The organism is Micromonospora sp. NPDC049274, from assembly GCF_040678875.1.
Taxonomy (GTDB): Bacteria; Actinomycetota; Actinomycetes; order Mycobacteriales; family Micromonosporaceae; genus Micromonospora.
On the sequence record NZ_JBFAQS010000003.1, the window covers coordinates 115202 to 139053 of the forward strand.

Annotated in this window: 22 protein-coding genes; 11 read left to right on the plus strand and 11 right to left on the minus strand. The window is 70.8% G+C overall.

Translation table 11 applies throughout. From position 1 onward, the window contains the following. The first annotated feature begins 123 nt into the window (after positions 1–123). From AB0K10_RS06950 to AB0K10_RS06960, 3 genes are all read left to right on the plus strand, one after another. Complete coding sequence (locus AB0K10_RS06950) at positions 124–657, plus strand: hypothetical protein (RefSeq protein WP_363681410.1); 534 nt, start codon at positions 124–126, stop codon at positions 655–657. A 381-nt stretch (positions 658–1038) separates the two neighbouring features. Next, a complete protein-coding gene (locus AB0K10_RS06955) occupies positions 1039–1494 on the plus strand; it encodes a hypothetical protein (RefSeq protein WP_363681412.1) in 456 nt (151 codons plus the stop codon). A 134-nt stretch (positions 1495–1628) separates the two neighbouring features. Continuing rightward, positions 1629–2870 carry an ATP-binding protein gene (locus AB0K10_RS06960; protein ID WP_363680740.1) on the plus strand — a complete coding sequence of 414 codons (1242 nt, stop codon included), beginning with the start codon at positions 1629–1631 and terminating at the stop codon, positions 2868–2870. 19 nt (positions 2871–2889) lie between these two features. Here the strand turns inward: AB0K10_RS06960 and AB0K10_RS06965 are convergent, their stop codons facing one another. After that, complete coding sequence (locus AB0K10_RS06965; RefSeq protein WP_363680742.1) at positions 2890–3438, minus strand: N-acetyltransferase; 549 nt, start codon at positions 3436–3438, stop codon at positions 2890–2892. Between the two features lie 134 nt (positions 3439–3572). Between AB0K10_RS06965 and AB0K10_RS06970 the strand changes: the two genes are divergently transcribed. Further along, the gene (locus AB0K10_RS06970; protein WP_363680744.1) at positions 3573–4118 is read left to right on the plus strand and encodes a DoxX family protein; all 546 of its coding nucleotides are present in this window, start codon (positions 3573–3575) and stop codon (positions 4116–4118) included. Positions 4119–4333: 215 nt separating this feature from the next. After that, the gene (locus AB0K10_RS06975; protein WP_363680746.1) at positions 4334–5779 is read left to right on the plus strand and encodes a glycosyltransferase 87 family protein; all 1446 of its coding nucleotides are present in this window, start codon (positions 4334–4336) and stop codon (positions 5777–5779) included. A 4-nt stretch (positions 5780–5783) separates the two neighbouring features. Here AB0K10_RS06975 and AB0K10_RS06980 read toward each other — a convergent pair whose 3' ends face one another. The 5 genes from AB0K10_RS06980 to AB0K10_RS07000 form a co-directional block, all read right to left on the minus strand. Continuing rightward, positions 5784–6212 (minus strand): molybdenum cofactor biosynthesis protein MoaE, encoded by a 429-nt coding sequence (locus AB0K10_RS06980; RefSeq protein ID WP_358139013.1) that lies wholly within the window; start codon positions 6210–6212, stop codon positions 5784–5786. Beyond that, positions 6209–7465: a molybdopterin molybdotransferase MoeA gene (locus AB0K10_RS06985; protein ID WP_363680748.1), complete on the minus strand. Its 1257-nt coding sequence runs from the start codon at positions 7463–7465 to the stop codon at positions 6209–6211. Before AB0K10_RS06985 ends, AB0K10_RS06980 begins: the two co-directional genes overlap by 4 nt. 121 nt (positions 7466–7586) lie before the next feature. After that, positions 7587–8057, minus strand: a complete 471-nt coding sequence (locus AB0K10_RS06990) for a MogA/MoaB family molybdenum cofactor biosynthesis protein (RefSeq protein WP_363680750.1) — start codon at positions 8055–8057, stop codon at positions 7587–7589. Continuing rightward, entirely contained in the window at positions 8054–8545 is a 492-nt protein-coding gene (moaC, locus tag AB0K10_RS06995) for a cyclic pyranopterin monophosphate synthase MoaC (protein WP_363680752.1), read from the minus strand. Before moaC ends, AB0K10_RS06990 begins: the two co-directional genes overlap by 4 nt. A gap of 275 nt (positions 8546–8820) precedes the next feature. Further along, positions 8821–11916, minus strand: a complete 3096-nt coding sequence (locus AB0K10_RS07000; protein WP_363680754.1) for a BTAD domain-containing putative transcriptional regulator — start codon at positions 11914–11916, stop codon at positions 8821–8823. Between the two features lie 604 nt (positions 11917–12520). Between AB0K10_RS07000 and AB0K10_RS07005 the strand changes: the two genes are divergently transcribed. The 5 genes from AB0K10_RS07005 (at position 12521) to AB0K10_RS07025 (ending at position 18460) form a co-directional block, all read left to right on the plus strand. After that, the gene (locus AB0K10_RS07005; RefSeq protein ID WP_363680756.1) at positions 12521–15049 is read left to right on the plus strand and encodes a bifunctional diguanylate cyclase/phosphodiesterase; all 2529 of its coding nucleotides are present in this window, start codon (positions 12521–12523) and stop codon (positions 15047–15049) included. A 141-nt stretch (positions 15050–15190) separates the two neighbouring features. Beyond that, positions 15191–16525 (plus strand): glycosyltransferase 87 family protein, encoded by a 1335-nt coding sequence (locus AB0K10_RS07010; protein WP_363680758.1) that lies wholly within the window; start codon positions 15191–15193, stop codon positions 16523–16525. A gap of 41 nt (positions 16526–16566) precedes the next feature. Beyond that, positions 16567–17199, plus strand: coding sequence for a phosphoribosyltransferase family protein (locus AB0K10_RS07015; RefSeq protein WP_363680760.1), 633 nt, complete (start codon positions 16567–16569; stop codon positions 17197–17199). 22 nt (positions 17200–17221) lie between these two features. Beyond that, a complete protein-coding gene (locus AB0K10_RS07020; protein WP_363680762.1) occupies positions 17222–17626 on the plus strand; it encodes a zf-TFIIB domain-containing protein in 405 nt (134 codons plus the stop codon). A 156-nt stretch (positions 17627–17782) separates the two neighbouring features. Continuing rightward, entirely contained in the window at positions 17783–18460 is a 678-nt protein-coding gene (locus AB0K10_RS07025; RefSeq protein ID WP_363680764.1) for a maleylpyruvate isomerase N-terminal domain-containing protein, read from the plus strand. Between the two features lie 16 nt (positions 18461–18476). Here AB0K10_RS07025 and dnaB read toward each other — a convergent pair whose 3' ends face one another. Then, the gene (gene dnaB, locus AB0K10_RS07030) at positions 18477–19880 is read right to left on the minus strand and encodes a replicative DNA helicase (RefSeq protein WP_363680766.1); all 1404 of its coding nucleotides are present in this window, start codon (positions 19878–19880) and stop codon (positions 18477–18479) included. A 398-nt stretch (positions 19881–20278) separates the two neighbouring features. Between dnaB and AB0K10_RS07035 the strand changes: the two genes are divergently transcribed. Continuing rightward, the gene (locus AB0K10_RS07035) at positions 20279–21823 is read left to right on the plus strand and encodes a hypothetical protein (protein WP_363680768.1); all 1545 of its coding nucleotides are present in this window, start codon (positions 20279–20281) and stop codon (positions 21821–21823) included. Between the two features lie 84 nt (positions 21824–21907). On the opposite strand, the gene rplI is transcribed toward AB0K10_RS07035, so the two are convergent. The 4 genes from rplI to rpsF form a co-directional block, all read right to left on the minus strand. Continuing rightward, positions 21908–22354, minus strand: coding sequence for a 50S ribosomal protein L9 (gene rplI, locus AB0K10_RS07040; RefSeq protein WP_007453817.1), 447 nt, complete (start codon positions 22352–22354; stop codon positions 21908–21910). 14 nt (positions 22355–22368) lie between these two features. Further along, positions 22369–22608 carry a 30S ribosomal protein S18 gene (gene rpsR, locus AB0K10_RS07045; RefSeq protein ID WP_007073789.1) on the minus strand — a complete coding sequence of 80 codons (240 nt, stop codon included), beginning with the start codon at positions 22606–22608 and terminating at the stop codon, positions 22369–22371. 41 nt (positions 22609–22649) lie between these two features. Then, complete coding sequence (locus AB0K10_RS07050; protein ID WP_266247452.1) at positions 22650–23186, minus strand: single-stranded DNA-binding protein; 537 nt, start codon at positions 23184–23186, stop codon at positions 22650–22652. Between the two features lie 90 nt (positions 23187–23276). Then, positions 23277–23567 carry a 30S ribosomal protein S6 gene (rpsF, locus tag AB0K10_RS07055; RefSeq protein ID WP_007453836.1) on the minus strand — a complete coding sequence of 97 codons (291 nt, stop codon included), beginning with the start codon at positions 23565–23567 and terminating at the stop codon, positions 23277–23279. Positions 23568–23852 lie beyond the last annotated feature (285 nt).

Below are 23852 nucleotides of genomic sequence, written 5' to 3' on the forward strand. Positions count from 1 at the left end.
CCCTATGGCGCTGGTCAGGCCGGTGCGCCCTATGGCGCTGAGCCCGTCGGTGCGCCCTACGGGGGCGGACGGTACGGCGGGGAGGCCGGAGCACCCTACGGTGGCGCGTACCGGCCGGCCGAGGTGAACCCGCCGTACGGCGGGGAGCCGTACCGACCCGACGGCGGCCCGTACGGCGGTGACCAGTCCCCGGCACCGAGCAGGCGCGGACGGGGTCCGCTGATCGCGGTGGTGGCCGTCGTGGTGCTGCTGGCGGTGGCGGGCGGCGCGTACTGGTTCCTCGCCCGCTCGGACGATCCGGCGACCCCGGTGGCCGCGCCGACCGGTTCGGCCGGTGTCGGGGAGCCCAGCGCGGACGTGACCGAGCCGGCCGGGCCGGCGCCGAGCGCCGCCGCGCCGGAGTCGTCGGCCGATCCACGGTTCGTCAAGGTCGGCCAGTGTGTGCGCAACGACGGGACGGCCGGCGGCAAGCCCAAGCTGCTGATCAGCGGCTGCGCACCGAAGTCGTACGAGGTGCTGCGCAGGATCGACGGCGCGACAAGCGGTGAACGCGACGCCGAGGCGAAATGCGCCAAGGTCGAGGGCTACACCAACTGGTACTTCTTCGACAGCGAGCTGGACACCCTCGACTTCGTCCTCTGCCTGAAGCAGCGCTGATGCCTGACGCAGCGCTGACCACCCACCCCTGGGGATGAGATGACGACCTACGGCCCATCGGGTTCCGGGCAGCCGGACGACCCGTACCAACGCCCGCCGACCGGCCCGGACGGCCCGTCACCTGTCGATGAGACGGCCCCCCAGTGGGGGCCGCCGCCTCCGCAGCCACCGCAGTGGGGTCCCCCGGCGCAGCCGGCGCAGTGGGGTCCCCCGGCGCAGCCCGAGCAGTGGGGTCCCCCGGCGCAGCCCGCGCAGTGGGATGCGCCGCCCGGGCCTTTCCCACCCGCCGGGCCCGCCCCCGGCCAGCCGGCGCCGTGGGCCCCGCCGCCCACCGGCGGGTACGGGATGCCACCCGCCCCACCGTCGCCCGGCGGGTACGGGATGCCACCGGCCCCGCCGGCGAAGAGGAGCGGCGGGAAGGTCGCCCTCATCGTCGTGCTGGTGGTCCTGCTCCTGGTCTGCCCCTGTCTCGGCCTCGCCGGCTGGGCGTTGTGGAGGGCCGCCGACAGCGACAGTGACTCCGCCGCACCCGCCCCGTCGGTGAGCGCACCCGTCGTCCCCCCGGTCCTGCCCAGCGACCTTCCGAGCCCCAACCTGCCGTCCCCGGACGAGGAGGAGTTCGCCAAGGGGGACTGCGTGGTCAACGACGGCAGCGAGGACAACGCGGCCCTGCGCAAGGTGCCGTGCGGCCCGAACACCTACCAGGTGCTGCTGCGCATCCCGGCGACCGCCGACGGGAACCGGTGCAAGACGCTCGCGCCGCAGGCGACAGCGAACTACGTGCACGACAACACGGTCGACGTGCTCGACTACGTGCTGTGCCTGAAGAAGCGGTAATCGCTTCCGCAAACTAGGGCTGTCTAGCGTGGACGCTAGACAGCCCTAGTTTTGTCTCGACGGCCTCGACACGCCGGTAGCCTCATCTATCCATGTCTAGCTTCGCAGCTAGAGGGCCCGATATTGTGCGATGCGTGGATCCGGTCCGCAATCCGTACGCCCCGGGCGCCGGCCAGCGCCCGCCCGAACTCGCGGGACGGGGGCGGGAGCTGGACGTCTTCGACATCGTGCTGGAGCGCATCGCCCGGGGGCGGCCCGAGCGCAGCCTGATGCTCACCGGCCTGCGCGGCGTCGGCAAGACCGTCCTGCTCAACACCCTGCGTTCCCAGGCCATCAATCGACTCTGGGGCAGCGGCAAGATCGAGGCCCGCCCGGACCAGTCACTGCGCCGCCCGGTCGCCGCCGCGTTGCACATGGCGGTCCGCGAACTCGCACCCCGGCACCGCGCCCCGGATCGGATCGACGCCTTCCTCGGGGTGCTCAAGGCGTTCGCCCAGCGATCCGCGCCGACCGGCCGCGCCGGGGGCCCGTCGAAGCTGCGCGACCGCTGGCAACCCGGCATCGACGTGCCCGCCGCCACCGGCCGCGCGGACTCCGGCGACATCGAGATCGACCTGGTCGAGCTGTTCAGCGATGCCGCCGCTGTGGCCAGCGACGTGGGCACCGGCATCGCGGTCTTCATCGACGAGATGCAGGACGTGGGGCCGGAGGACGTCTCGGCTCTCTGCGCCGCCTGCCACGAGCTGTCCCAGATCGGTGCGCCGCTGATCGTCGTCGGCGCCGGGCTGCCGCACCTACCGGCGGTGCTCAGCGCCGCCAAGTCGTACTCGGAGCGGCTCTTCCGTTACCAGCGCATCGACCGGCTGGACCGGATCGCCGCCGACCAGGCGCTCTGCGCGCCGGCCGAGCGCGAGGAGGTGGAGTACGAGCAGAAGGCACTCGACCTGCTCTACGAGAAGTCCGGAGGCTACCCCTACTTCGTCCAGGCGTACGGCAAGGCGACCTGGGATCACGCGCCACGGTCACCGATCACCGCCGCCGACGTCCGGGTCGCCGCCCCCGAGGCCGAGGCGGAGCTGGCGGTCGGCTTCTTCGGCTCCCGGTTCGAACGGGCCACCCCGGCCGAGCGCGAGTACATGCGGGTGATGGCCACGCTGTCGCTCGTGGAGGGCGACTCCGGCGCTGCGGTCCGCGACGACATGGATGCTGCGGTGCCCACCGCCGAGATCGCCCGCGCCCTTGGCCGGAAGCCGGCCAGCCTCTCCCCGGCCCGCGACGCGCTGATCAAAAAGGGGCTCATCTACTCGGGCGAGCGGGGCACGGTGGCCTTCACCGTTCCGCACTTCGGCAGGTACCTGCGTACCCAGCCAACCTGAGCGCCGCGCCCGCCGACGGTCAGACCCTGGACCAGGGTGCCGGGAAGACCACCTCGCCACGCGGCGGTGGCCCCTCCTCGCTGGTGGACGGCGGCAGCACCAGCCCCTGCCAGGGCTCCCCGAGCCCGGCCCACGGGCTGGTGAGACCCAGCTCGACGGCCGGCCCGAAGCCGAAGCGGCGATAGAAGGCCGGGTCACCGAGGACCACGACCAGCCGTTCGCCCAGCTCGGTGGCGGCGTCCAGAGCGGCCTGCACCACCGCGCTGCCGTGTCCGACCCGCTGTCGGTGCGGCGCGACAGCCACCGGCCCGAGCGCCAGGGCCGGCGCGACAGCACCGCGATCGGGTCGGACCCGCACCCGGGTGAGCAGCGCGTATCCGACGACCTCGCCGCCGTACTCGGCGACCATGGCCAGCTCGGGCAGCCAGGCGTCGGTGCCGCGCAGGTCGTCGACCAGCCCGACCTCCGGCGGCGTCTGCACGTCCGGGCGAGCGAACGCCGAGGCCATGACCCGACGCACCGACCCGGTGTCGGCCGGGCCTTCGGGGCGGAGCCGCAGCGTCGTCATCCGCGCGACGTTACCCGTGACGGCCCGTCCATCAGCGATGGTCGCTCGAATCGGCGTGGCGAACGTGCACACCGACCGATACGGATCCGACGGTTGCCGGGGTAGCAAACGCCGCGACGGGGTATGACTGATCCATGACGCCCGTACGCTCCCTTGCCCGCGCCATGCTGAGCGGCATCTTCGTGGTCAGCGGGTACCGCAACCTCCGCAACCCGCACCGTCTGGCCGAGGCCGCCAAACCGGTGACCGACAAGGTCGCGCCGATGCTCAAGAAGGCGCACCCGAGCTTTCCCACCGAGACCGAGACGTTGATCCGGCTCAACGCGGCGGTGCAGGTCGGCGCCGGGCTGCTGCTGGCCACCGGACGGTTCAGCCGGCCCGCCGCGCTGGTCCTCGCCGGCACGCTGGTGCCGGTGACCGTCGCCGGGCATCCGTTCTGGAAGAACGACGACCCCATCGCCAAGAACAACAACGAGATCCACACCCTGAAGAATCTCGGGCTCTTCGGTGGCCTCCTGCTCGCCGCCGCCGACACCGGCGGCAAGCCGGGCATCCGCTGGCGTACGGGTCACCGCATCGGCCACTCTCGACGTTCCATGCAGCGCGCCGTCCGCACCGCCCGCCGCGAGGCCCGGATCGCCGTTCGCTCGGCGGCCACCGCGCGTCGACTCCCCGGCTGACCTGCCTCGATACGCTTCGGTGTCACCCCCACCCCCCGCTAAGGCCGCGAATTACCTGAACCACCCGGTAGGCGTTAACGCGGTGGAAATGTCAAAAACATGTGTGGGATCGGACACGGTCGCATAACGCGGGAGGCACTGACGTGAGGCGCCGTTCTAGGCTCCGTGCAGGACCTGGACGGGTAGGACGACCTTGGTACGGGGGTGGCCACGCCATGCCGACGGCTGTCGGTAGACGGGCGGACCGCCTCGCCCCAGTTCAACGCATGACGCGGGGGATCGATCGCAGGAACGTCGTACGGGGCGCCATCGTGGCCGCCGTCGCCTATGCCGCATGGCTCGCCATCGGTGAGTTCGGGCGACCGTACAACTTCTTCGATATGAAGATCTACCATGGTGCGGTGGTGTGGTGGGCGAGCGGTCACGAGCTCTATGAGTTCATCGCGCCCGGCACCACCCTTGGCTTCACCTACCCGCCGTTCGCCGGGCTCATGATGCTGCCCATGGCGCAACTGCCGATCGACGTGGCGGGAATCATCAACGCCCTCGCCAGCATCGCGGCGTTGGCGCTGGTGCTGGCCGGCCTGCTCCGCCCCATCGTGGACCGGTTGGGCTGGCCACTGTGGTTCACCGTGGCCCTGGCGGTGCCACTCGCGCTCGCCATCGAGCCCAGCCGGGAAACGTTGGGCTACGGCCAGGTCAACCTCCTGCTGTTCGCGCTGATCATGGCGGATCTGATCGGGCTGCGGTGGCGCTCGCGCAGGGGCACCCACTACGCCGCGACCGACGGCCCGCTGCTGCGTTTCGTCTACGGTGGCGCATGGGCGGGCGCCGGCATCGGCCTGGCCACGGCGGTCAAGCTCACTCCGGCGTTGTTCATCGCCTACCTGCTGATCACCCGTCAGTGGCGGGTGGCGGCCACCGCGATCGGCACCGCGATCGGCGTGACAATCGGGACCTTCGCGATCGTCGGCGACGAGTCGCGCACGTACTTCGGCAGCGTGCTCTGGCAGACCGAACGGGTTGGCGCGGCCGACATGACGCCGAACCAGTCGCTCGCCGGCCTGCTGGCGCGGCTGTACGACTCGATCGAGACTCCCGGGTTGCTCTGGCTCGCCTTCTCGGTGCTCATCCTGGCGGTGGGCCTGTCCCGGGCGGCCAGTTCACGCGCCGACGGTGACGAGCTGACCGCGTTCACCCTGATCGGTCTGACCGCCAACGTGATCAGCCCGATCTCCTGGACGCACCACCTCGTGTGGGTGATCCCGGCGATCATCGTGCTGGCCGACGCCGCCGTCCGTCGACGGGAGGCGAGCAGGGGTCTGGCGCAGCGCACCGGTCAGGGCGCCGCATTCGGTGGCCTGATCGGGCTCACCGGCCTTCGCCCGCCGATCTGGTATCCCACACTTACCGGGTTCCGGCACGGCGTCGCCGCGATCGGCCTCTACCTGCTCTTCCTGATCTCCCCCATCTGGCCGTACGAGCACCAACTGCCGGAGGTGTCGCACTATCAGGACGGTCTGTTCGGGGCGCTCATGGAGAACTCGCTGGCCCTCGCCCTGATCGTGCTGGTCGCGGCGCTGCCCTGGCGCCCCGGCGCCGAGCCGGCGTTCTACGGCGAACGGCTCGCCCGGGCCGTGGTGGTCAACGGCCGCCGCTGAGCGGTCAGGGGCAGTTGACCCATTCCTCGCCGCCATCGGCGAAGACCTGGCGCTTCCAGATCGGCAACCGGGCCTTGGCCTCGTCGACCAGCCGGGCACATGCCGCGAAGGCCGCGGCGCGGTGGGCCGTGCTCACCGCGGCGACCAGCGCCACATCCCCGATGGCCAGCGGCCCGACCCGGTGCGAGACCGCCACCGCGTAGACGTCGGGATCGGCGGCGATCTCGGCGGCCACCTCGCGCAGCACCTGTGCGGCGCTCGGGTGCCCCTCGTACTCCAGGCTCACCACCGGACGCCCGTGGTCGTGGTCGCGTACGACGCCCTGAAAGGAGACGACGGCGCCGGCCCGCCGGTCGGCGACGGCCGCCTCGTGCGCGGCGAGGTCGAGAGGCTGGTCGGTGACCTCGACCACGGTGATCGTCGGCGCGGTCATGAGGCCCGCTCCCCGGACAGCAGCGGCAACGGCACGATCGGCACCCGGTCACCCTGTGCTCCGTTGGTGCCCGGTCGGATGACGGCGAACCCGTCGGCGCCCGCGAGGCCGCGCAGCATCGCCGAACCGACGTGCCGCACCGGGTACGCCGTGCCGGCGGCCCGGTCCAGACGGACAAGCGCCAGATGGGTGTGATCGCCGCGCCCCGGCACCGCCTCGGCAAGCGTGGCGTGGGGCAACACCGGCATCGAGCGACCCTGGAGGCCGGCGAGCAGCGGCGCGACGAGTGACACCAGCGCGACGATGGCGGACTGCGGGTTGCCCGGCAGGCCTGCGACGAAGCGGACCCGACCGTCGTGACCAGCCAGCCGGGCGAGCAGCATCGGGAAGCCCGGTCGGACCGCCACCGTGTTGACCACATAGTCCGCGCCCAACGCCTCCAGGGTCGGGTGCAGGTGGTCGACCGGCCCGTGCATCGTGCCGCCGGTGGTGCAGACCAGGTCGGCGTTTGTCAGCGCCGCGCGCACCGCCGCCACGTGCGCGGGCAGCGTGTCGGCCACCGGGCCCACCACGTCCGACGGGCGGACGTGGCAGCCGTACCGGCGCAGCCACGCGGGTACCGCCGGACCCAGCGCGTCGCGCACACGGCCCGCCCCGGGCGGGCCGGCCGTGAGCAACTCGTCGCCGAAGATCAGCAGCGCGGCGCGCGGCGCCCGCCGGACCCGTAGCGTGTCGTGCCCGCAGGAGGCGGCCAGGCCGATCACCGCCGGGTCGACAGGCGTGCCGACCGGCAGAAGCTCCTCATCGGCGTACGCCTCCTCGCCCGGCTGCCGCCACTCCGGCGTCGGCCGGGGAGTGCCGCTGACCAGGCCATCGGCGACGGTGGACTCCTCGATGCGCAGCACGGCGGTGGTGCCCGCGGGCACCATGGCCCCGGTCGCGATCTCGACTGTCGTGCCGTCCTCGGTGAGTGGCGTAGGGGTGTTGCCGGCCAGCACCCGCCCGACGACGCGCCACGGCCCGGTGCCGCGCACCGCCCAGCCGTCCACGCTGGAGGTGGGGAAGGCGGGCAGGTCGGTGCGGGTCGTCAGCGGCTCGGCCAGGGTCAGCCCGTCGGTGTCGACAAGCGGACGGGCGACGGCGGGCAGCGCGGCGGCCAGACCCACCGCGTACACCCGGGACCGCGCCTCCTCCCAGCCTGCTGGCGGGGGCGCGACGACCCGGTCCGCGGTTGGTGCGGTTTCCGTGCTCACCGACCGAGCCTATCGGGACGGACCGACGTCCGCCGGGCCTGGGCGCGGACCGGCCGGTGGTCGCCGGCGCCGCCCGGTGGTCGCCGGCGCGGACCGCCCGGTGGTCGCCGGCGCGGACCGGTCAGTGGTCGCCGCCGCGAAGCTGGTCGACGGTGTGCCCGAGAATCGGCCCCAGCACAGCCAACCCGTCCCGGGCGCCACCTGTCGAGCCGGGCAGGTTGACCACCAGCATCCGGCCGGCCACCCCGGCCAGCCCTCGGGACAGGACCGAGGTGGGCACCCGCTCGCGACTGTGTGACCGGATCGCCTCGGCGATGCCGGGGATCTCGTAGTCCAGCAGAGCCCGGGTCACGTCCGGCGTCCGGTCGGACGGGGTGACCCCGGTGCCGCCGCTGGTCAGCACCACGTCGACGCCGTCGCTGAGGGCGGCGCGCAGGGCGGCGCCGACCGGCTCGCCGTCGGGCACCACCACCGGCTCGTCGACCTGACAGCCCCACTCGCGCAGGCCGGCGACGAGCAGCGGGCCGCTGGTGTCGGCGTAGACACCGGCCGCGGCCCGGTTGGACGCGACGATCACCCGGGCCCGGATCACGGCCGATCCTCCGGCCGGACCCACTCGCCGGTCTTGCCGCCCTCCTTGCGCAGCACCCGGACCGCCTCCACCGAGGCCGCCGGATCAACCGCCTTGACCATGTCGATCAGGGCCAGGCCGGCGACCGCGACCGCGGTGAGTGCCTCCATCTCGACCCCCGTCCGGTCCGCCGTGCGGGCGGTGGCGGTGATCTCCACGGTGTCCTCGGTGAGCCGCAGGTCGACGGTGACACCGTGCAGGGCGATCGGGTGGCAGAGCGGGATCAGCTCCGGAGTGCGCTTGGCCCCCATGATGCCGGCGAGCCGGCCGACGGCCAGCGCGTCACCCTTGGGCAACCCGTCGCGATGCAGCAGGTCGACGACCTCGGGCGTGGTGCGCAGACGGCCCGACGCGACGGCCAGTCGCCCGGTCACCGGCTTGGCGGAGACATCGACCATGCGGGCCGCGCCGGCACGGTCGACGTGGCTGAGCTGCGCGGGTTCGGTCACGGCCGTGAGCCTATCGGTGCGGTACGACGAAGAGCGCTCGGCGTCGGCGCTCGGAAGGAGCGGCGGCTCAGCATCTCGCCGGGTGCGACAGCGCACTCGCCGGGCCGCCACTCCTTCCTTGCCGAACCCGCCGCCGAAGTCGCTGGGGGGACCTGGCGGCGGGCGCGCGTCGACGACCCGGTTCTGCACACGGGCAGAACCTCCCCCGTTCGCCGATACGCCGAAGAAGCTACCGGCCTCGGCGATAAGAAATCGATAAGCGCCGTTCGCGCAGGTCAACGCCCCGCGGCAACGGTAGCGTCGCCCAACTCGGCAAGGCGGCGCTCAGCGTCGAGGCGTTCCGGCACGCCCATCCGACGGAAGATGGCCAGCGCCCGCTCCCAGTGCCGCCGCGCCTCAACCGGGTCGATGGCAGCGAAGTGCTCCGCGAGACCAGCCAGCGCACGCCCCTGCTCGTGCGGGTGTGCGATCCGGGTCGCCAGTCGGAGCGCCTCCTCGTGCATCTCGGCCGCCTCACCGTCGCGTCCCAGCGCCCGCAGTGTGTGGCCGAGTTCGTTCAACGCCGCCGCCTCCACGTGTCGCTCTCCCGAGCCGACCGCCAGGTTCCGCGCCATCTCATGCTCCTGCTGAGCCTCGGCGAGGCGGCCGAGCCCGCGATAGGCGATCCCGAGGTCGTTGCGCACCTCCGCCTCGGCGTAGCGGTGCCCGGTGCGGTCACGCAACGCCAATGAGGCCCGGAGTATCCGGATCGCCGGATGAAGATCGCCCATGCGAACGCGCACGGCACCGATGTGGCTCAGGGCGTTGAGCACGTGGAAGTCGTTGGAGTTCGTCCGGGCCCACGCCAGGTGGCGACGATGTATCCGCAACGCCTCCTCGTAGCGGCCCAGTGCCGTCAGCGCTATGCCCAGGTTTGGTAGCGCCATCGGCACGCCCACATTGCCGTACCCCTTGTAGTCACGCAGACGCTCCCTCCCGAGAGCCACCGCCTCGGTCAGGTTGCCGCTCCACCAGTGAACCGGAGCGAGATTGGCCTGGTAGCGCGCTGTGTTCAGCACGTCGCGTGAGTCTTTGGAGAGGGTGACCGCACGGGTCAGGTGGTTGAGCGCTTCTCTGTTGTCACCGGTTCGAACATAGGCGGAGGCCAGGTAGTTGTTCATCAGCGCTGTCGCATCGGTGTTACCGGTGGCCTCCGCCGCTGCCAGCCCATGCCGGTGAGTCACGATGATGTCCTCGAAGTATCCGCGGATGTAACAGAATCGCCAGAGGGAGCGCGCCAGCCGCCAGGCGTGTTCGTAAAAGCCCGACTCGTAGGCCGACAAGACCATCGTCACCAGGTCCGAACGCTCCGCTTCCAACCACTCGGCGCTCGGTTCCCCCATGGCTTCGAGCAGTTCGGGCCGGCCGAACGGGAGATGAGTGACCTGCGATCCGATGACGACGGGCTCAATGGTCTCGGCGACCCGCAGTGCCGCCTCCAGCGTGAAGTCGAACAGTTGTGCCAACCCCCGTCTACGGTCGCTCGGGGAATCGATGCGATTACACAGCTCGACGGAGTACTGCCGCATGAGATCGTGCAGCCTGTATTGCGTGGAGTCCAGGTCCTCCACCAGATTCCGGTCGACGAGGTCATCGATCGCCGCATGAGCATCCCCCACCGTCACTCCGGTCAGGGCGGAGACGGCCAGTGCACTGAACCGGCTACCGGGATAGAGACCCAGGAACCGAAAGACTCGCCTGGTCGAGTCCGAAAGGGGCTGGTAGGACGCGGCGAAGGCCCCGGTGACCGTGCTCGTCTCCCCGGCCAGATGCAGCGGTGCAGATGTGGCGCTGGCCATCTGGTCGGCCAGATCGGCCAGCCGCCAACCCCGCCGATGAGCCAGCCTCGCGCCGGCCAGCCGAATCGCCAGGGGCAGATGACCGCACATCCGGACCACCTCGGCGGCAGCGTCCGGCTCGGCGTCGATCCGAGCCCGGCCGACGCTGAGCGCGAGGAGGCCCACACCCTCTTCGGGGCTCATGACCGGCAGCGTCTGCGAGGGCACGATGTCCGGATGGGAGAGTCGTCGCCGCGACGTAACCAGCACGACGGCGGTCGGCTCCGTCGGCAGGAGGGGCAGTATCTGTTCGCTGTTCGCGGCGTTGTCGAGGACGACCACCGACCTCCGGCGACCCAGCTCCCGTCGCCACAATTCCGCCCTCGCGTCGAACTCGACCGGAATCCGCCCCGCCGGCACGTCGAGCTGACGCAGCAGGGTGACCAGGGCGCTCGCCGGCTCGACCCTGTTCTTCTCGCCATGGCCGCAGAGGTCGATGAACAACGTGGCATCTGAGTACCGGCTGGACAGCTGGCGGGCCAGTTGCACGGCGAGCGCCGTCTTTCCGCTGCCCGCCATGCCGTCGATGATGTGCACGGCCGGCGCCCGATCCTCGACCCGCCGCGTCTCGGCCAGTATTCGCGACAGCAGATCTTCCCGCCCGACGAAGTCGGCGACCGCCCGGGGAAGGTGATCCACCTGGTCGATGCGAGCAACTCTCTCGTCACCTGCCACGCCGGGGGCGACCGCCGTAGAACCCACGGAGTTGGCTTCACCCTGGAACACGTCGGCGCGCACCGGGCTCGGGGACCGCACCGCCGCAGCAATCGTCCGACGCAGATCTTGAACGGTGATTCCGGGGCCGACTCCCATCTCGGCGATGAGCCGCGCACGGATCTCGTCGTACGCGGCGAGCGCCTCCGCGCTGTCCCCTCGCTCATGCAGAGCCCGCATGAGAAGGACGTACGCCGACTCGCGGAGCGGATGGCGGGTCACCACTTCCCGCAGTAGAGGAATCGCCAGGTCGTCGCGGCCCGATCGCAGCTGGACGTCGGCGAGGAGTTCCATCGCCAGCAGTCGCTCTTCTTCGGCAGCTACGGTCCGGGCTGTCAACACCGGTCCGAGAGGAATGCCGGCAAGCATCGGGCCTTGCCACCGGGCCACCGCGCGACGCAGTAGTTTCGCCGCGCGGTCCAGATCTCCGGCTGTCACGGCATCCCGAGCCGCACAACGCTCCATCTCGAAGAGGAAGACGTCGATCAGATCGGGCCGCAACAGCAGCCGGTAACCGTTTCCTTGCCGGGCGATAGACCCTTGACCGCACGGCAGAGTTTCGAAACCTCGGCGCAGATTGGCGGCGTAGGTCCGCACATTGGCCACAGCGGATCGCGGAGGGCTTTCGGGCCACAACTCGTCAACGAGCTCATCCAACGTCACCAGTTGACCGGGCTGAACCGCAAGCATCGCGAAGATCGCCTGCTGCTTTGGCGTACCCAGGTGCAAGGTGCGCTTGGGCAGTTGCACCGAGAGGCCGCCGAGAACTCGAATCTCCACGTTTCCTCCCTGCTTCAGCCGCGATGGCGTATCCAGCCGATCACGCAACGAAGCTTACGGCCCGAGCCGCGCCTCAGCCTGAGTCGCCAGCGTCATCGTCAGCTGGAATGATGCGTGGGGCGCCGCCGATGAACGACCCATTCGCCTCCCAAGGGGGCCCGAAGTGCGGATGAAGCCCCATCCGAGCCTCGACACACTGAATGCAGGCTGCAACTCGCGGGTCAATGGCCGTGCTGTCCCCGGCCAACCGCCGAAGGGTTGAGCGCTCTGCTCAGGCGCGCGGACAGAAAGTGACATATCCGCTTCAGCTTGGCTAATGTTGCGCATACCGACATTAAATGTTCCCTTCTCCGCATCAGCTCTCCTACTCTCAGCCCACGAAACGAAGAGGCCCATGAGAGGTGCCTCTGAGCGGGCAAAGGGGGTCGAACGATGCGGAACAGCACCGAGTGGAACTAGTCCAGCTTCAACCCGACCAGATGACTCAGTCGAAGGGGTGTCCAATGCGTAGCACCGAATGGAACTGACTCCTCTTACCACCGTCCCAACACCGGAGTACGCTGCCTGTCAGCGGACACCGACGGTGGGTAACGGGTGAGGTTGAGTGGACCTGACGACGCGTCGTCACAGGGAGCTCGATCTCCGTCTGCTGACTCTCGTCGCAGCGCTGGTGGTGCTGGCAAGCGCCGTCGCCACGATCGCGGCGATCTCGACAAGCCGCAACCCGCCAGACAGCGCACGGGACGTCTCGACAATTGCGGCCCTCATCCTGATGATCGCCTCCGGGGCAGTCGTCAGAGCACGTCTTCGGATCAGGTCGACGACCTTCTCGTTCGCCTGGGTGGAGACCGCCATCGTTCTCGGGCTGGCGCTGGCCCCGCAGCCCTGGGTGATCCTGTCCACCGGCGTCGGTATCGCCTGCGCCTCTATCCTCACCCGGCTGAGCGTCATCAAGACGGCGTTCGGCATCGCGAAGCACACCCTCGTGGCCGGCGGCACGACGCTGATTGTCGTTCTCCTTGGCGAGCGCTGGCCACCGGACGGCTTATGGGGCCTCTTCCTCCTCCTCGGTGCGGTCTACCTCACCGCCGCAGTACTCGACGATCTGTTGGCAATTCCGGTCATCGCCCTGGCATCGGGCACCCGGATCTTCCGGCAGTTCCGTAACCACTTCGACCTCCGGCTGGCAGGCTTCGCCGTCCGGTTCGTGGTGGCCGCCTTCACCCTGCTCATCCTCCGGGAGGATCCCCGGCTGCTGTTGGCCGTCCCGCCCCTGGTCCTGAGCCTGCACCTGGCCTACTCCGCGCGCATCCGGGGCCGCACCGAGCAGCAGGCGTGGCAGCGGCTCGCCCGCACCACCGACGCGCTCAACGTGGTCGACCTGGACGACGTGCTGACCACGGCCGTCACCCAGGCCGCCGAGCTGTTCTCCGCCGACGAGGTCGAGATCGAGCTGCGCGACGGCGGCCGCACCGTTCGGGGCGGGACCGGCGGCATCACCTTCGACGGACCGACCGGCACCTCCACCGACGTGGACGGCACCATCGTGCCCACCCCGCTGGAAGGCCACGACCGCTCCGTCGACATCGGCATCCTGCGACTGCGCTTCCGCGGGGCGGTGCAGCTCTCCGAGCGGGAGCAGTACACGCTGCGCACCTTCGCCTCGGCGCTCTGCACGGCCGTTCGCAACGCCCAGGCGTACGCGGAACTTGCCCGCGTGGCCGACGAGCACGCGTACGCCGCCACGCACGACGCGCTCACCGACCTCGCGAACCGACGGCACCTGCTCGACCAGGGCACCGAGCAGCTGAGTGCCCGGCACGCGGACGGGGTGACCGCACTGGTGCTGATCGACCTCAACCACTTCAAGGAGGTCAACGACACCCTCGGCCACGCCGCCGGCGACCAGGTGCTGGTCCAGGTCGCCGATCGGCTGCGACACGCCGCCCAGTCCAGCGATCTGGTGGCACGCCTCGGCGGCGACGAGTTCGCCGTACTCCTGCGCGGTCTGCCGGCCCCCGCAGTGGCCGCGCACCGGGCCGAGACGCTGCTCGCCGCCCTGCACGAGCCGTTCGAGCTGGACGGCATGCGTATCAGCGTCGAGGCCAGCGGCGGGATCTCCGTCGCGCCGGCGAGCGGCGGCATGGCCGAGCTGCTGCGTCGCGCGGACGTGGCGATGTACCAGGCGAAGCGGGCCGGGCAGCGAATCTCCACGTACGCCCGGACCCGGGACACCGCCGACCTGGGTCGTCTCACCCTCGGCGGTGACCTACCCCGTGCAGTGGCCGACCACGAGTTCATCGTCAACTTCCAACCGATCGTCGACCTGGGCACCGGCGAGGTGACAAGCGCGGAAGCACTGGCCCGTTGGCACCACCCCACGCACGGGCTGATCGATCCGCTGCGCTTCCTGGAGGCGGTGGAGCGTTCGGGAATGCTGCCGGCCTTCGCCGAGGCGATCCTCGATCAGGCGCTGATCGCCGCGGTCAACTGGCGCGAGGCCGGCTTCGACGTGCCGGTCGCGGTCAACGTGTCGCCACGCAGCCTGCTCGACGCACGCTTCCCGGGCTCGGTGCTGGCCCGGCTGCGCGCCCACGACCTACCGCCGGACCGGCTGGTGCTGGAGCTGACCGAGACGTTGACGCTCAGCCAACTCGACGTGGTCGACCGGGTGCTCAGCCGGCTACGCGACGAGGGCGTCCGGTTGGCGCTGGACGACTTCGGCACCGGCTACTCATCCCTCTCCCTGCTCTCCCGGATCCCCGTGCACGAACTGAAGATCGACCGCAGCTTCGTGACGACCATGGGAAGCTCCGCCGAGGCCGCGGCCGTCATCCGCTCCACCCTCGACCTGGGCCGCAGCCTCAACCTGACGGTGGTCGCCGAGGGCGTGGAGAGCGAGCCACAGCGACGCGCCCTCTGGGAGCTGGGCTGCGTTGCCGGCCAGGGCCACCTGTTCGCCCGGCCGATGCCCGCCGGCACCCTGCTCGCCGCGTTGCAGCGCGGGTCGGGCGGCCAACCCGGCACCCTGGCACCGCCGCTGCACGACACCGCCGCGGTGATCCGGCTGAGCCAGACCCGTCGCCAGGCCGGCCGCTCCCGCACCGATCGCCTTCCCCACCTTCCCGCCTGATCACGCTCGCCGCCCGGGCCGGCACCACCGCCGCTCACGCGAACACCGACACGGAAAGCAGAGTCGCCGCCGGTGTGACCGAGGCCGACCGGAGCCCTGCGGACAACCGGGTGAGCAGCGACGTCTGCCAGACTGACGCCCGTGATCGCCGACGCCCCGACCGCCCGCCGCCGCTGGCGGACGCTCGACACCGCTGCCGGCGGCCTCACCCTCGACCTGGGCCTCTACGCCGTCTCGACCCTCTTCGCGGCGATCACCGCGATCACGTCGACCCTGCTGCCGCACCGCGCCTGGGGAACGGTCGCGGCCGCCGGTTACCTGGCCGCCACGCTCGCGGTGATCGTCCAACTCCTCCTACGTCGGCGCAGCCCGGCGTCCCGACTGGTCGGCCTGCCGGCACGCTGGGCGGTGACCGGTTTCGCGTGGGCGAGCACCGCGCTGCTCCCAGTGCTCTGGCAGAGCGTCGAGCGGGCCACCGGACGCACCGACCGCGCACAGGAGGAGGTACTGGTCGTCGAGCAGGCCGGCATCCGCCTGCTGGAGCACGGCACGCCGTACCTCGGCCGAGACGCGATCGCCGCCCTGCCCGCCGGGGAACAACTGCTCGGATACACGCCGTACCAACCGGGCATGGCGCTGTTCGGCCTGCCCCGGGCACTCGCCGACACCTGGTGGACCGACGCACGGGTGTGGTTCGCGGTGGGCACCGCGCTGGCGCTCGCCCTGGCCGTGGCCGCCCTGCGCACGCCCGGCACCAGCGGCGGGGCTCCTCTGGCGGCGCACCGGTCCGACGCCGCGCTACTGCGGGGCGTGCAGGCCGCCACCGTCCTGCCGATCTGCGCCCTCACCCTCGCCACCGGCGGCGACGACATGCCCGTACTCGCGCTCTGCCTGCTGGCCCTCGCACTCGCCGCCGCAGGCCGGCCCGGCCGGGCCGGCCTCGCGGTCGGGCTGGCCGGCGCGCTGAAGCTGTTCGCCTGGCCGGTCGCCCTGGTCCTGATCGTCTGGGGTCTGACCCGGCGAGCCGGCGCCCGGGTCGCGGCCGGCGCTGTCGGGTTGCCCGTCGCCGCCCTGCTCCCGGCACTGCTTGTCGACCGCGACGCGCTGACCGAGAACGTACTGCGCTTCCCGCTCGGCCACGGCCTGGTCACCAGCCCCGCACAGTCCCCGTTCCCCGGTCACCTGATCGCCACCATGCTGCCCGGTGGCCGGCTGATCGCCGCCACCCTCCTGGTCGCGGCCGGAGCGGCAATCGCCGTCCGACTCGCGCTCCGCCCGCCGGGCACCGCCGCCGCCACCGCGCTGATCAGCGGGTACGGGCTACTCGCGGCGATCGCCCTGATGCCCTCCACCCGATTCGGGTACCTGCTGTACCCGCTGGCCCTGCTCGCCTGGGCACCCGCCCTGCACCGCCCGGACACCGCACCGACCACCCCGACACCCGACCATCTGCCCGGTCGGGCCACATCGGTCTAACCGACGGGCGGAACGCCGCCGCACGGCGTACACCTGAAAGCATGACCACGTACCGCGATCGCGCCGAGGCGGGCCGGGTGCTCGCCGAGCGGCTTACTGCCCTCGTCGGCGAACCGGATGCCGTCGTCCTCGGCCTCGTCCGCGGCGGCGTACCGGTGGCCCGGGTCGTCGCCGAACGGCTCGGCGCCCCACTCGACGTGCTGGTCGTCCGCAAGCTCGGCATGCCCTGGGCCCGGGAGGTCGCCTTCGGCGCGCTCGGCCCGGGCGGTGTGCAGGTGCTCAACGACGCGATCGCCAGCCGCCTCAGCAGCGACGACATCGCCGAGGTCAGCCATCGCGAACAGGTCGAGTTGGAGCGGCGCGAGCGGCTCTACCGGGGCGGTCGCCCACCGTTGGACCTCACCGGGCGCGTGGCCGTGATCGTCGACGACGGTCTGGCCACCGGCGCCACCGCCCGCGCCGCCGTCGAGGTCGTCCGCCGGCTCGGCGCCCGCCGGGTGGTGGTGGCCGTGCCGGTCGGCGCACAGGAGGCGTACGAGCTGCTGGCGGCCGAGGCCGACCAGGTCGTCTGCGCCCAGCGCCCACCCGATTTCGGCGCGGTGAGCGTCTACTACGACGACTTCCACGAGGTCTCCGACGACGAGGTCGTCGACGCGCTCACAGCAACCGCTTAGCTCGACCAGGTACCGTCAGGTGATGAATAGCCTCACCTGTCCCAAGTGTCACGGCGAAATGCGTCAATACGAGCGCAGCGGCGTCGTCATCGACCAGTGCGGGGAGTGCCGGGGCATCTTCCTCGACCGCGGCGAGCTGGAGAAGCTGTTCGAGGCAGAGGCCAACTGGAGTCGCCAGCAGGCCGGCGGCCCGCCGCAGCAGGCGGGTGGCTACCCGCCGCAGCCCGTCCAGCAGCCGGGTGGCTACCCGCCGCCGCACGCCCCGGCGCAGCACCAGCCCGGCTACGGCGCGGTCCCCCCGCCGCCGCCCCCGCCGCCCGTCCACGGCTACCCGCCGGCGCCTGCCTACGGTCAGCAGCACCAGGGCTACCACGGGCACTACCGGCACAAGAAGCGCAAGGGTTTCCTCGACGAGATGTTCGGCTGAGCCCTCGCAGCGGAGTCATCCCCAGGCGGCATGCCTCTGAGTCAGGGCTGTGACTCAGAGGCGTGTCCCCGCGGCAGTCCGGCATCCCGATCCGCGGCACGCACCCATCCGGGTCGATGGTTGGCGGCCGAGGCGCGTCATGCGAGGCTGCATCGCATGACCGAGATCCAGCAGGACCAGGCTCTCGCCGAGGCGTACGACGGCATCACCGCCGTGGTCGACGACCTGGACGACGCGCACCTGCAACGAGCCACCCGCTGCCAGGGCTGGCTCGTCGCGGACCTGCTGCTGCATGTGCTCGGCGACGCCCAGCGGGCACTCGTGGCCCTGGCCAGCCCCGTTGGCGGTCCCGCCGATTCCGACGACGTGTCCTACTGGCGCGGCTTCCCGGGCGGCGATGACGGGGCCGCCCGGCATGCCTGGTGGGTCCGCCGGTCGGCGTCCGCGTTCGACCGGCCGACGGGCATCGTCCGGGTCTGGAAAGAGACCGCCCCGGCGGCGGTCCGTGCCGCCGCGGCGACAGACCCCGAGGGGTACGTCACCACGCAGGGACACGTGCTCCGCGTACCGGATCTCCTGGCCACCCTGACCACCGAGGCCGTGGTGCACCACCTGGACCTGACGCCCGAGCTGCCGGACGCGCCGCCACCCGGCCCACTGGCGGTACGGGTCGCGGTTTCCACTATGGACGGCCTGCTGAGCGACGACACGGTCCGCCCCGCCGGATGGAACGACACCGAATTCCTCTTGAAGGCCACCGGCAGGATCCCGCTCACCGACCGGGACCGACTGGAGTTGGGCGAGGCGGCGGGTTGGTTTCCTCTATTGGGGTGACCCGATCGGGTACGCCTCAGCCGATGGCCATGTCGACGAAGCGGGACAGGTGCAACTGGGCCGCAACAGTCACCGTGTCCGTCGGCCCATTCCGATGCTTGGCGACGATAAAATCCGCCTCGCCCGCCCGCGGCGACTCCTTGTCGTAGTAGTCGTCACGATGCAGCAGGATGACCACGTCGGCATCTTGCTCAATTGACCCAGACTCCCGCAAATCGGACAACTGGGGGCGCTTGTCGGTGCGCTGCTCGGGGCCACGGTTCAGCTGGCTGACCGCGATGACCGGGCACTCGACCTCCTTGGCGAGCAGCTTCAGACCACGGGAGAGGTCCGCGACCTCCTGCTGCCGGCTCTCGGTGCGCTTCGGCGAGGTCATCAGCTGGAGATAGTCGACCACGATCATCTTGAGGTCGTGTCGCTGCTTGAGCCGGCGGGCCTTCGCCCGGATCTCCATCAGGTTCATGCTCGGGGTGTCGTCGACGAACAGCGGCGCCTCGCTGATCTCACCCATACACCGAGCCAGCTTGGTCCAGTCGTCGTCGGAGAGTTGCCCACTGCGCAGCACGTGCAGCGGCACCCGCGCCTCGGCCGAGAGCAGTCGCATGACGATCTCGACCTTGCTCATTTCCAGCGAGAAGATGGCGGCAGCCTGATTGGCGCGAATGGCGGCATTTCGGGCAAAATCCATACTAGCGGTCGATTTGCCCAAACCAGGCCTGCCTGCCACGATGATCAGCTGCCCGGCGTGCAGGCCGTTGAGCAGCCGGTCCAGGTCGGTGAAGCCGGTCGGCACACCTGTCATCATGCCGCCCTGCGCACCCACCGCCTCGATCTCGTCGAGCGTCGGCTGGAGCATGTCGGCCAGGACCGCGAAGTCCTCGCTGACCCGCCGTTCGGTGACGTCGTAGACGGCCTGCTGCGCGAGGTCCACGATGTCGTCGACGTCGCGGCTGCCGCCGTTGGCGGTGCCGTAGCCCAGTTGCACGATCTTGGTGCCGGCCTCGACCAGCCGCCGCAGCACCGCGCGCTCGCTGACGATCCGCGCGTAGTACGCGGCGTTCGCGGCGGTGGGCACGCTGGCGATGAGGGTGTGCAGGTAGGGAGCGCCACCGATGCGGGCCAGATCGCCCGAGTCGGTGAGGGCGGCGGCCACGGTGATCGGGTCGGCCGGCTCACCCCGGCCGTAGATGTCCAGGATGACGTCGAAGATGGTGGCGTGCACCGGCCGGTAGAAGTCGTTGGTCTTGAGGATCTCGACGACGTCGGCGATGGCGTCCTTGGAGAGCAGCATGCCGCCGAGGACGCACTGCTCGGCCGCGACATCCTGGGGTGGGGTCTTGTCGAACTGGCCGTCGCGCTGCACGGGCGGCTGGCCGCCGCCGGGCCGTGACTCCGCCCGCCTGTCGTCGGTGACCGACACCGGTCCCCCCTCCACTGCGTCGGATCCGGTCTCAGCTCTACCGCCGAGGTACGACAGTTCTCCTCGACCAGGCCGGTCGATCGGGGGCCATCGCGCCGGCGGTCGAGGGCCAACCATACGGACCCCGAGGTCAGCGACTCAACAAGGCCGGTGGACGAGCCTCGGGACAACCTGTGGACACCGGTGGACGAGCATGTGCGCAGGGTGTGCACAGGCTGTGGACAACGGTTGGGGAATTCTCGACCACAAGCCTCTGAGCTGCGGAACCGTGATCCCCAGCCTGTGGAGGAGAATATTTCGGTCGGTTCTGTGACACGATCTTCCCGTACTATCTCCAGCGAACGGCTACACCTGGACAGCGGATTACGCTTTCGGTTCAGAAGGGTCACACTCCGGCCGTGAGTTACCGGGACTGGGGACGCGGGGAGGGCAGCCCGCGCGAGCGCCCGCCGACCGCCTCGTGGGGTGAGCCCATGCTGCCCTCGCCGGTCGGCCCGTACGACGAGGACGCGCGCTTTCGCACCTCCAGCCGGCGGCGCGCACTCGACCGTGGGCAGGACGAACCGGTCGACGCCTACCTGCCGCGGTGGGCGCTGGAATCGGGGGTTCGGCACGCCGACGGCGGTGGCCGACACGCCGCGCCCGACGAGGACGAGGTCGAGGTGGAGGTCGAACCGGAGCGTCCGAGTTCCGGGGGCGGCTGGCGGAGCAGCGAGACGACGGGTTCCCGACGGCGTGCCATCGAGACGGGTTGGCGCGAGCAGCCGGCGATCGGCGCAGGCCCCGATTCGGACCACACCCGGGAGTGGACGCTCGACCGACCGCAGGAGCAGGGGTACGCGGGTCGTCGGCGCGCCGACGCGACGGAGGAGGAGCCGGTCTCCGGCGCGGCCCCGGACCGTCGTCCCCGCCGCGCGCCGGCCGGTCGTCCGCAGGTGATCTGGTCCGGTGGGGACCTGGAAGCCGCCCCGGCCGAAGGGGTGGCTCGTCCGGAGCCGAGCCGAGCGACGCGGCGTAGCCGGCGGGCGGCAGAGGAATCCTGGACGCGTCCGGCGGTGGATCCGTGGGAACGTGGGTCGGAGCGGGCCGCGGAGCCGGAGTCGTCGTACGCGCCGGCGGTGGATCCGTGGGACGCCTCGGGTGTGCACGCGTGGCCGCCGGCCGGCCCGGACGGCACCGACCTGAGCGAGCAGTGGTCGCAGGCGGAGAGTTTCGGTGGCTGGGAGCGGTCCGACCGCACCGGCCAGTGGGAGCGCTCGGCCGTGGAGGACGACCGGTGGGACCGGACGCTCCCACCCCGTTCCGACCGGTTCACGGCGGCCGAGGGGTGGCCCAGTCGGGACAATGGTTTCTGGTCCGGTACGCGGTTGTCGGGTGACGATCCGCGCTGGATGGATACGACGACGTCGGCACCTCGGTCGCCAGTGGTGGGTTACACGGCCCCGCGGCCGCGCAGCGCTCCCGTACCCCTGGATGGCGCTCGGCGTCGGGCGGACCGTTCGCCGGTCGGCACGGCGTCGGTGCGGCGTCGCGTCGAGTCGGTGGCGACGGGCGCGTGGGCGCGTCGTCTGGAGGACGACCTGCTCGACCCGGATCCCGGTGGGTCGATCCGGCCGCTGCTCTACACCGCCGCCTGCTACCTGGTGCCGTCGGTGTTGATTTTCCTGTGGTTGCTGACGTTGGACGGGCAGGCGCCGGCCGGTTGTGTCACCGATATCAGCGGGGGTGGCTGCGACTCGGCCCGGTCGCGCGCGTTGGAGTCGCTGTTGGCTGGCTCGCCGCGCTTCGGTTTGGCGTTGGTGAGCAGTCTGGTGGTGGCGGCGCTGCTGCGGCGGGTCGGTACGACGTGGCGGTCGGCGACCATCGCGCTGGCCGCCGCGGTGGTCGGCGGCGGCCTCTCCACGGTGCTGATCAGCGCGGTGACCGGTCAACCGATCGGCTGACGGCGACCCGGTCGGCGCGGGGCGTACGCGCGAGGGCCCGCACCGATCGCTCGGTGCGGGCCCTCGTCGTGGTGCGGCTGGTCGTCAGCCCTGAACGACGTTCAGGTTGAACGACGCCGTGACCTCGGGGTGCAGCTTGATCTTCACCGGGTAGGTGCCTGTCGACTTGATGTGACCGGGCACCTCCAGCCGGCGACGGTCGAGGACCGGACCGCCGGCGCCCTTGACGGCATCCACGATCTCGGCCGAGGTGACCGAGCCGAAGAGCCGACCGCCGTCGCCGGCGCGGGCCTTCAGGTTGACCTTGAGACCCTCGAGCTGACCCTTGACCTCGTTCGCGTGGTCGAGGTCGCGGATCTCGCGGGCCGAACGGGCCCGCTTGATGACCGTGACCTGCTTTTCCGCGCCCTTGGTCCAGGCGATCGCGAAGCCCTGCGGCAGCAGGTAGTTACGGCCGAAGCCGTCCTTGACCTCGACGATGTCGCCCGGGGCACCGAGGCCGGAAACTTCCTGAGTCAGGATGATCTTCATATCGGTGCCTCCTCTCAGCGGGCCGTGGCGGTGTACGGCAGGAGCGCCATCTCGCGGGCGTTCTTGACCGCGCGGGCGATCTGCCGCTGCTGCTGCGAGGTCACGCCGGTGACCCGCCGGGCGCGGATCTTGCCGCGGTCGGAGATGAACTTGCGCAGCAGCGCCGTGTCCTTGTAATCGATATAGGTGATCCCGTCCTTGTCGAGCGGGTTCACCTTCTTCTTAGGCTTGCGAAGTGCCGCAGCCTTGGCCATTGACCTTGCTCCTGGTTTGCGATCGCGGGCGCTCGGCGCCATTAGAACGGAGGCTCCTCGTCGAAGTTGCCGCCCGAACCGGCACGCGCGGGAGAGGGTGCGGCCGAAGCCCAGGGGTCGTCGAAGTTGCCTCCGCCGCCACCCTGGCCACCACCACCGCCGCCACCACCGAAGCCGCCGCCACCGCCGCCGGAGCGGGACATCTTCTGCACCTTCGCCGTGGCGTAGCGCAGCGACGGGCCGATCTCGTCGACCTCAAGCTCAATGACGGTGCGCTTCTCACCCTCGCGGGTCTCGTACGACCGCTGACGCAGCCGACCCGAGACGATCACGCGGGCGCCCCGCTGCAGCGACTCGGCGACGTGCTCCGCCGCCTGACGCCACACGGTGCAAGCCAGGAAGAGCGGCTCGCCGTCCTTCCACTCATTGGTGGTCTTGTCCATGAAACGGGGCGTCGAAGCGACCCGGAACTTGGCGACCGCCGCACCGGACGGGGTGAATCGCAACTCGGGATCATCGGTCAGATTGCCGATGACCGTGATGGTGGTGTCTCCTGCCATGACCATCTCCTCGCGCACTCAGCGTCTCGTCGTACAGGCTCGCAGAGCCGTACGACAGAGTCGCGGAGGCTGATCCGGGCGAACCGGGTTGAATGCCGGACTGAATGCTTAGCGCATCTCCGGCCGGATGACCTTGGTGCGCAGCACGGACTCGTTCAGCCGGAGCTGACGGTCCAGCTCGGCCACGGCAGCAGGCGTGGCCTGCAGGTCGACGACGGCGTAGATGCCCTCGGCCTTTTTGTTGATCTCGAACGCGAGGCGCCTGCGGCCCCACACGTCCGTCTTCTCAACCGAGCCACCCGCGGTCCGAATCACGTTCAGGTACGTGTCGAGCGACGGGGCGACGGTGCGTTCCTCGAGGCTGGGATCGAGGATCACCATGATCTCGTAATGACGCAAGACGTGCTCACCTCCTGTGGGCTAAGCGGCCACGGTCCTTCCGTGGCAGGAGGTCGTGCGTCGCTGCCCGCACGTGCCGGGGGAACCCGGCCGGACGCGGACAACCTGACCAGGATACCCGGTCCGGACGATCATGCCCGGGGCGGTCGGGCCGACGCGCCGCGCATGGCGACGGGGGCCCGCCACCCGACCGTTAGTGGTCGGTGGCGAGCCCCCGTCAACGAGGCCGCGGAGCGTCCCGTCCGCATTCCTTGGGTGGGACCTGGGGAGGAACGACCACACCGA

Coding starts and splice junctions, on each gene's coding strand:
- AB0K10_RS06955 (WP_363681412.1), top strand. CDS start 1,039: ATGCCACCGGCCCCGCCGGCGAAGAGGAGCGGCGGGAAGGTCGCCCTC.
- AB0K10_RS06965 (WP_363680742.1), bottom strand. CDS start 3,438: ATGACGACGCTGCGGCTCCGCCCCGAAGGCCCGGCCGACACCGGGTCG.
- AB0K10_RS06970 (WP_363680744.1), top strand. CDS start 3,573: ATGACGCCCGTACGCTCCCTTGCCCGCGCCATGCTGAGCGGCATCTTC.
- AB0K10_RS06975 (WP_363680746.1), top strand. CDS start 4,334: ATGCCGACGGCTGTCGGTAGACGGGCGGACCGCCTCGCCCCAGTTCAA.
- AB0K10_RS06980 (WP_358139013.1), bottom strand. CDS start 6,212: ATGACCGCGCCGACGATCACCGTGGTCGAGGTCACCGACCAGCCTCTC.
- AB0K10_RS07015 (WP_363680760.1), top strand. CDS start 16,567: ATGACCACGTACCGCGATCGCGCCGAGGCGGGCCGGGTGCTCGCCGAG.
- AB0K10_RS07020 (WP_363680762.1), top strand. CDS start 17,222: ATGAATAGCCTCACCTGTCCCAAGTGTCACGGCGAAATGCGTCAATAC.
- AB0K10_RS07025 (WP_363680764.1), top strand. CDS start 17,783: ATGACCGAGATCCAGCAGGACCAGGCTCTCGCCGAGGCGTACGACGGC.
- rplI (WP_007453817.1), bottom strand. CDS start 22,354: ATGAAGATCATCCTGACTCAGGAAGTTTCCGGCCTCGGTGCCCCGGGC.
- rpsR (WP_007073789.1), bottom strand. CDS start 22,608: ATGGCCAAGGCTGCGGCACTTCGCAAGCCTAAGAAGAAGGTGAACCCG.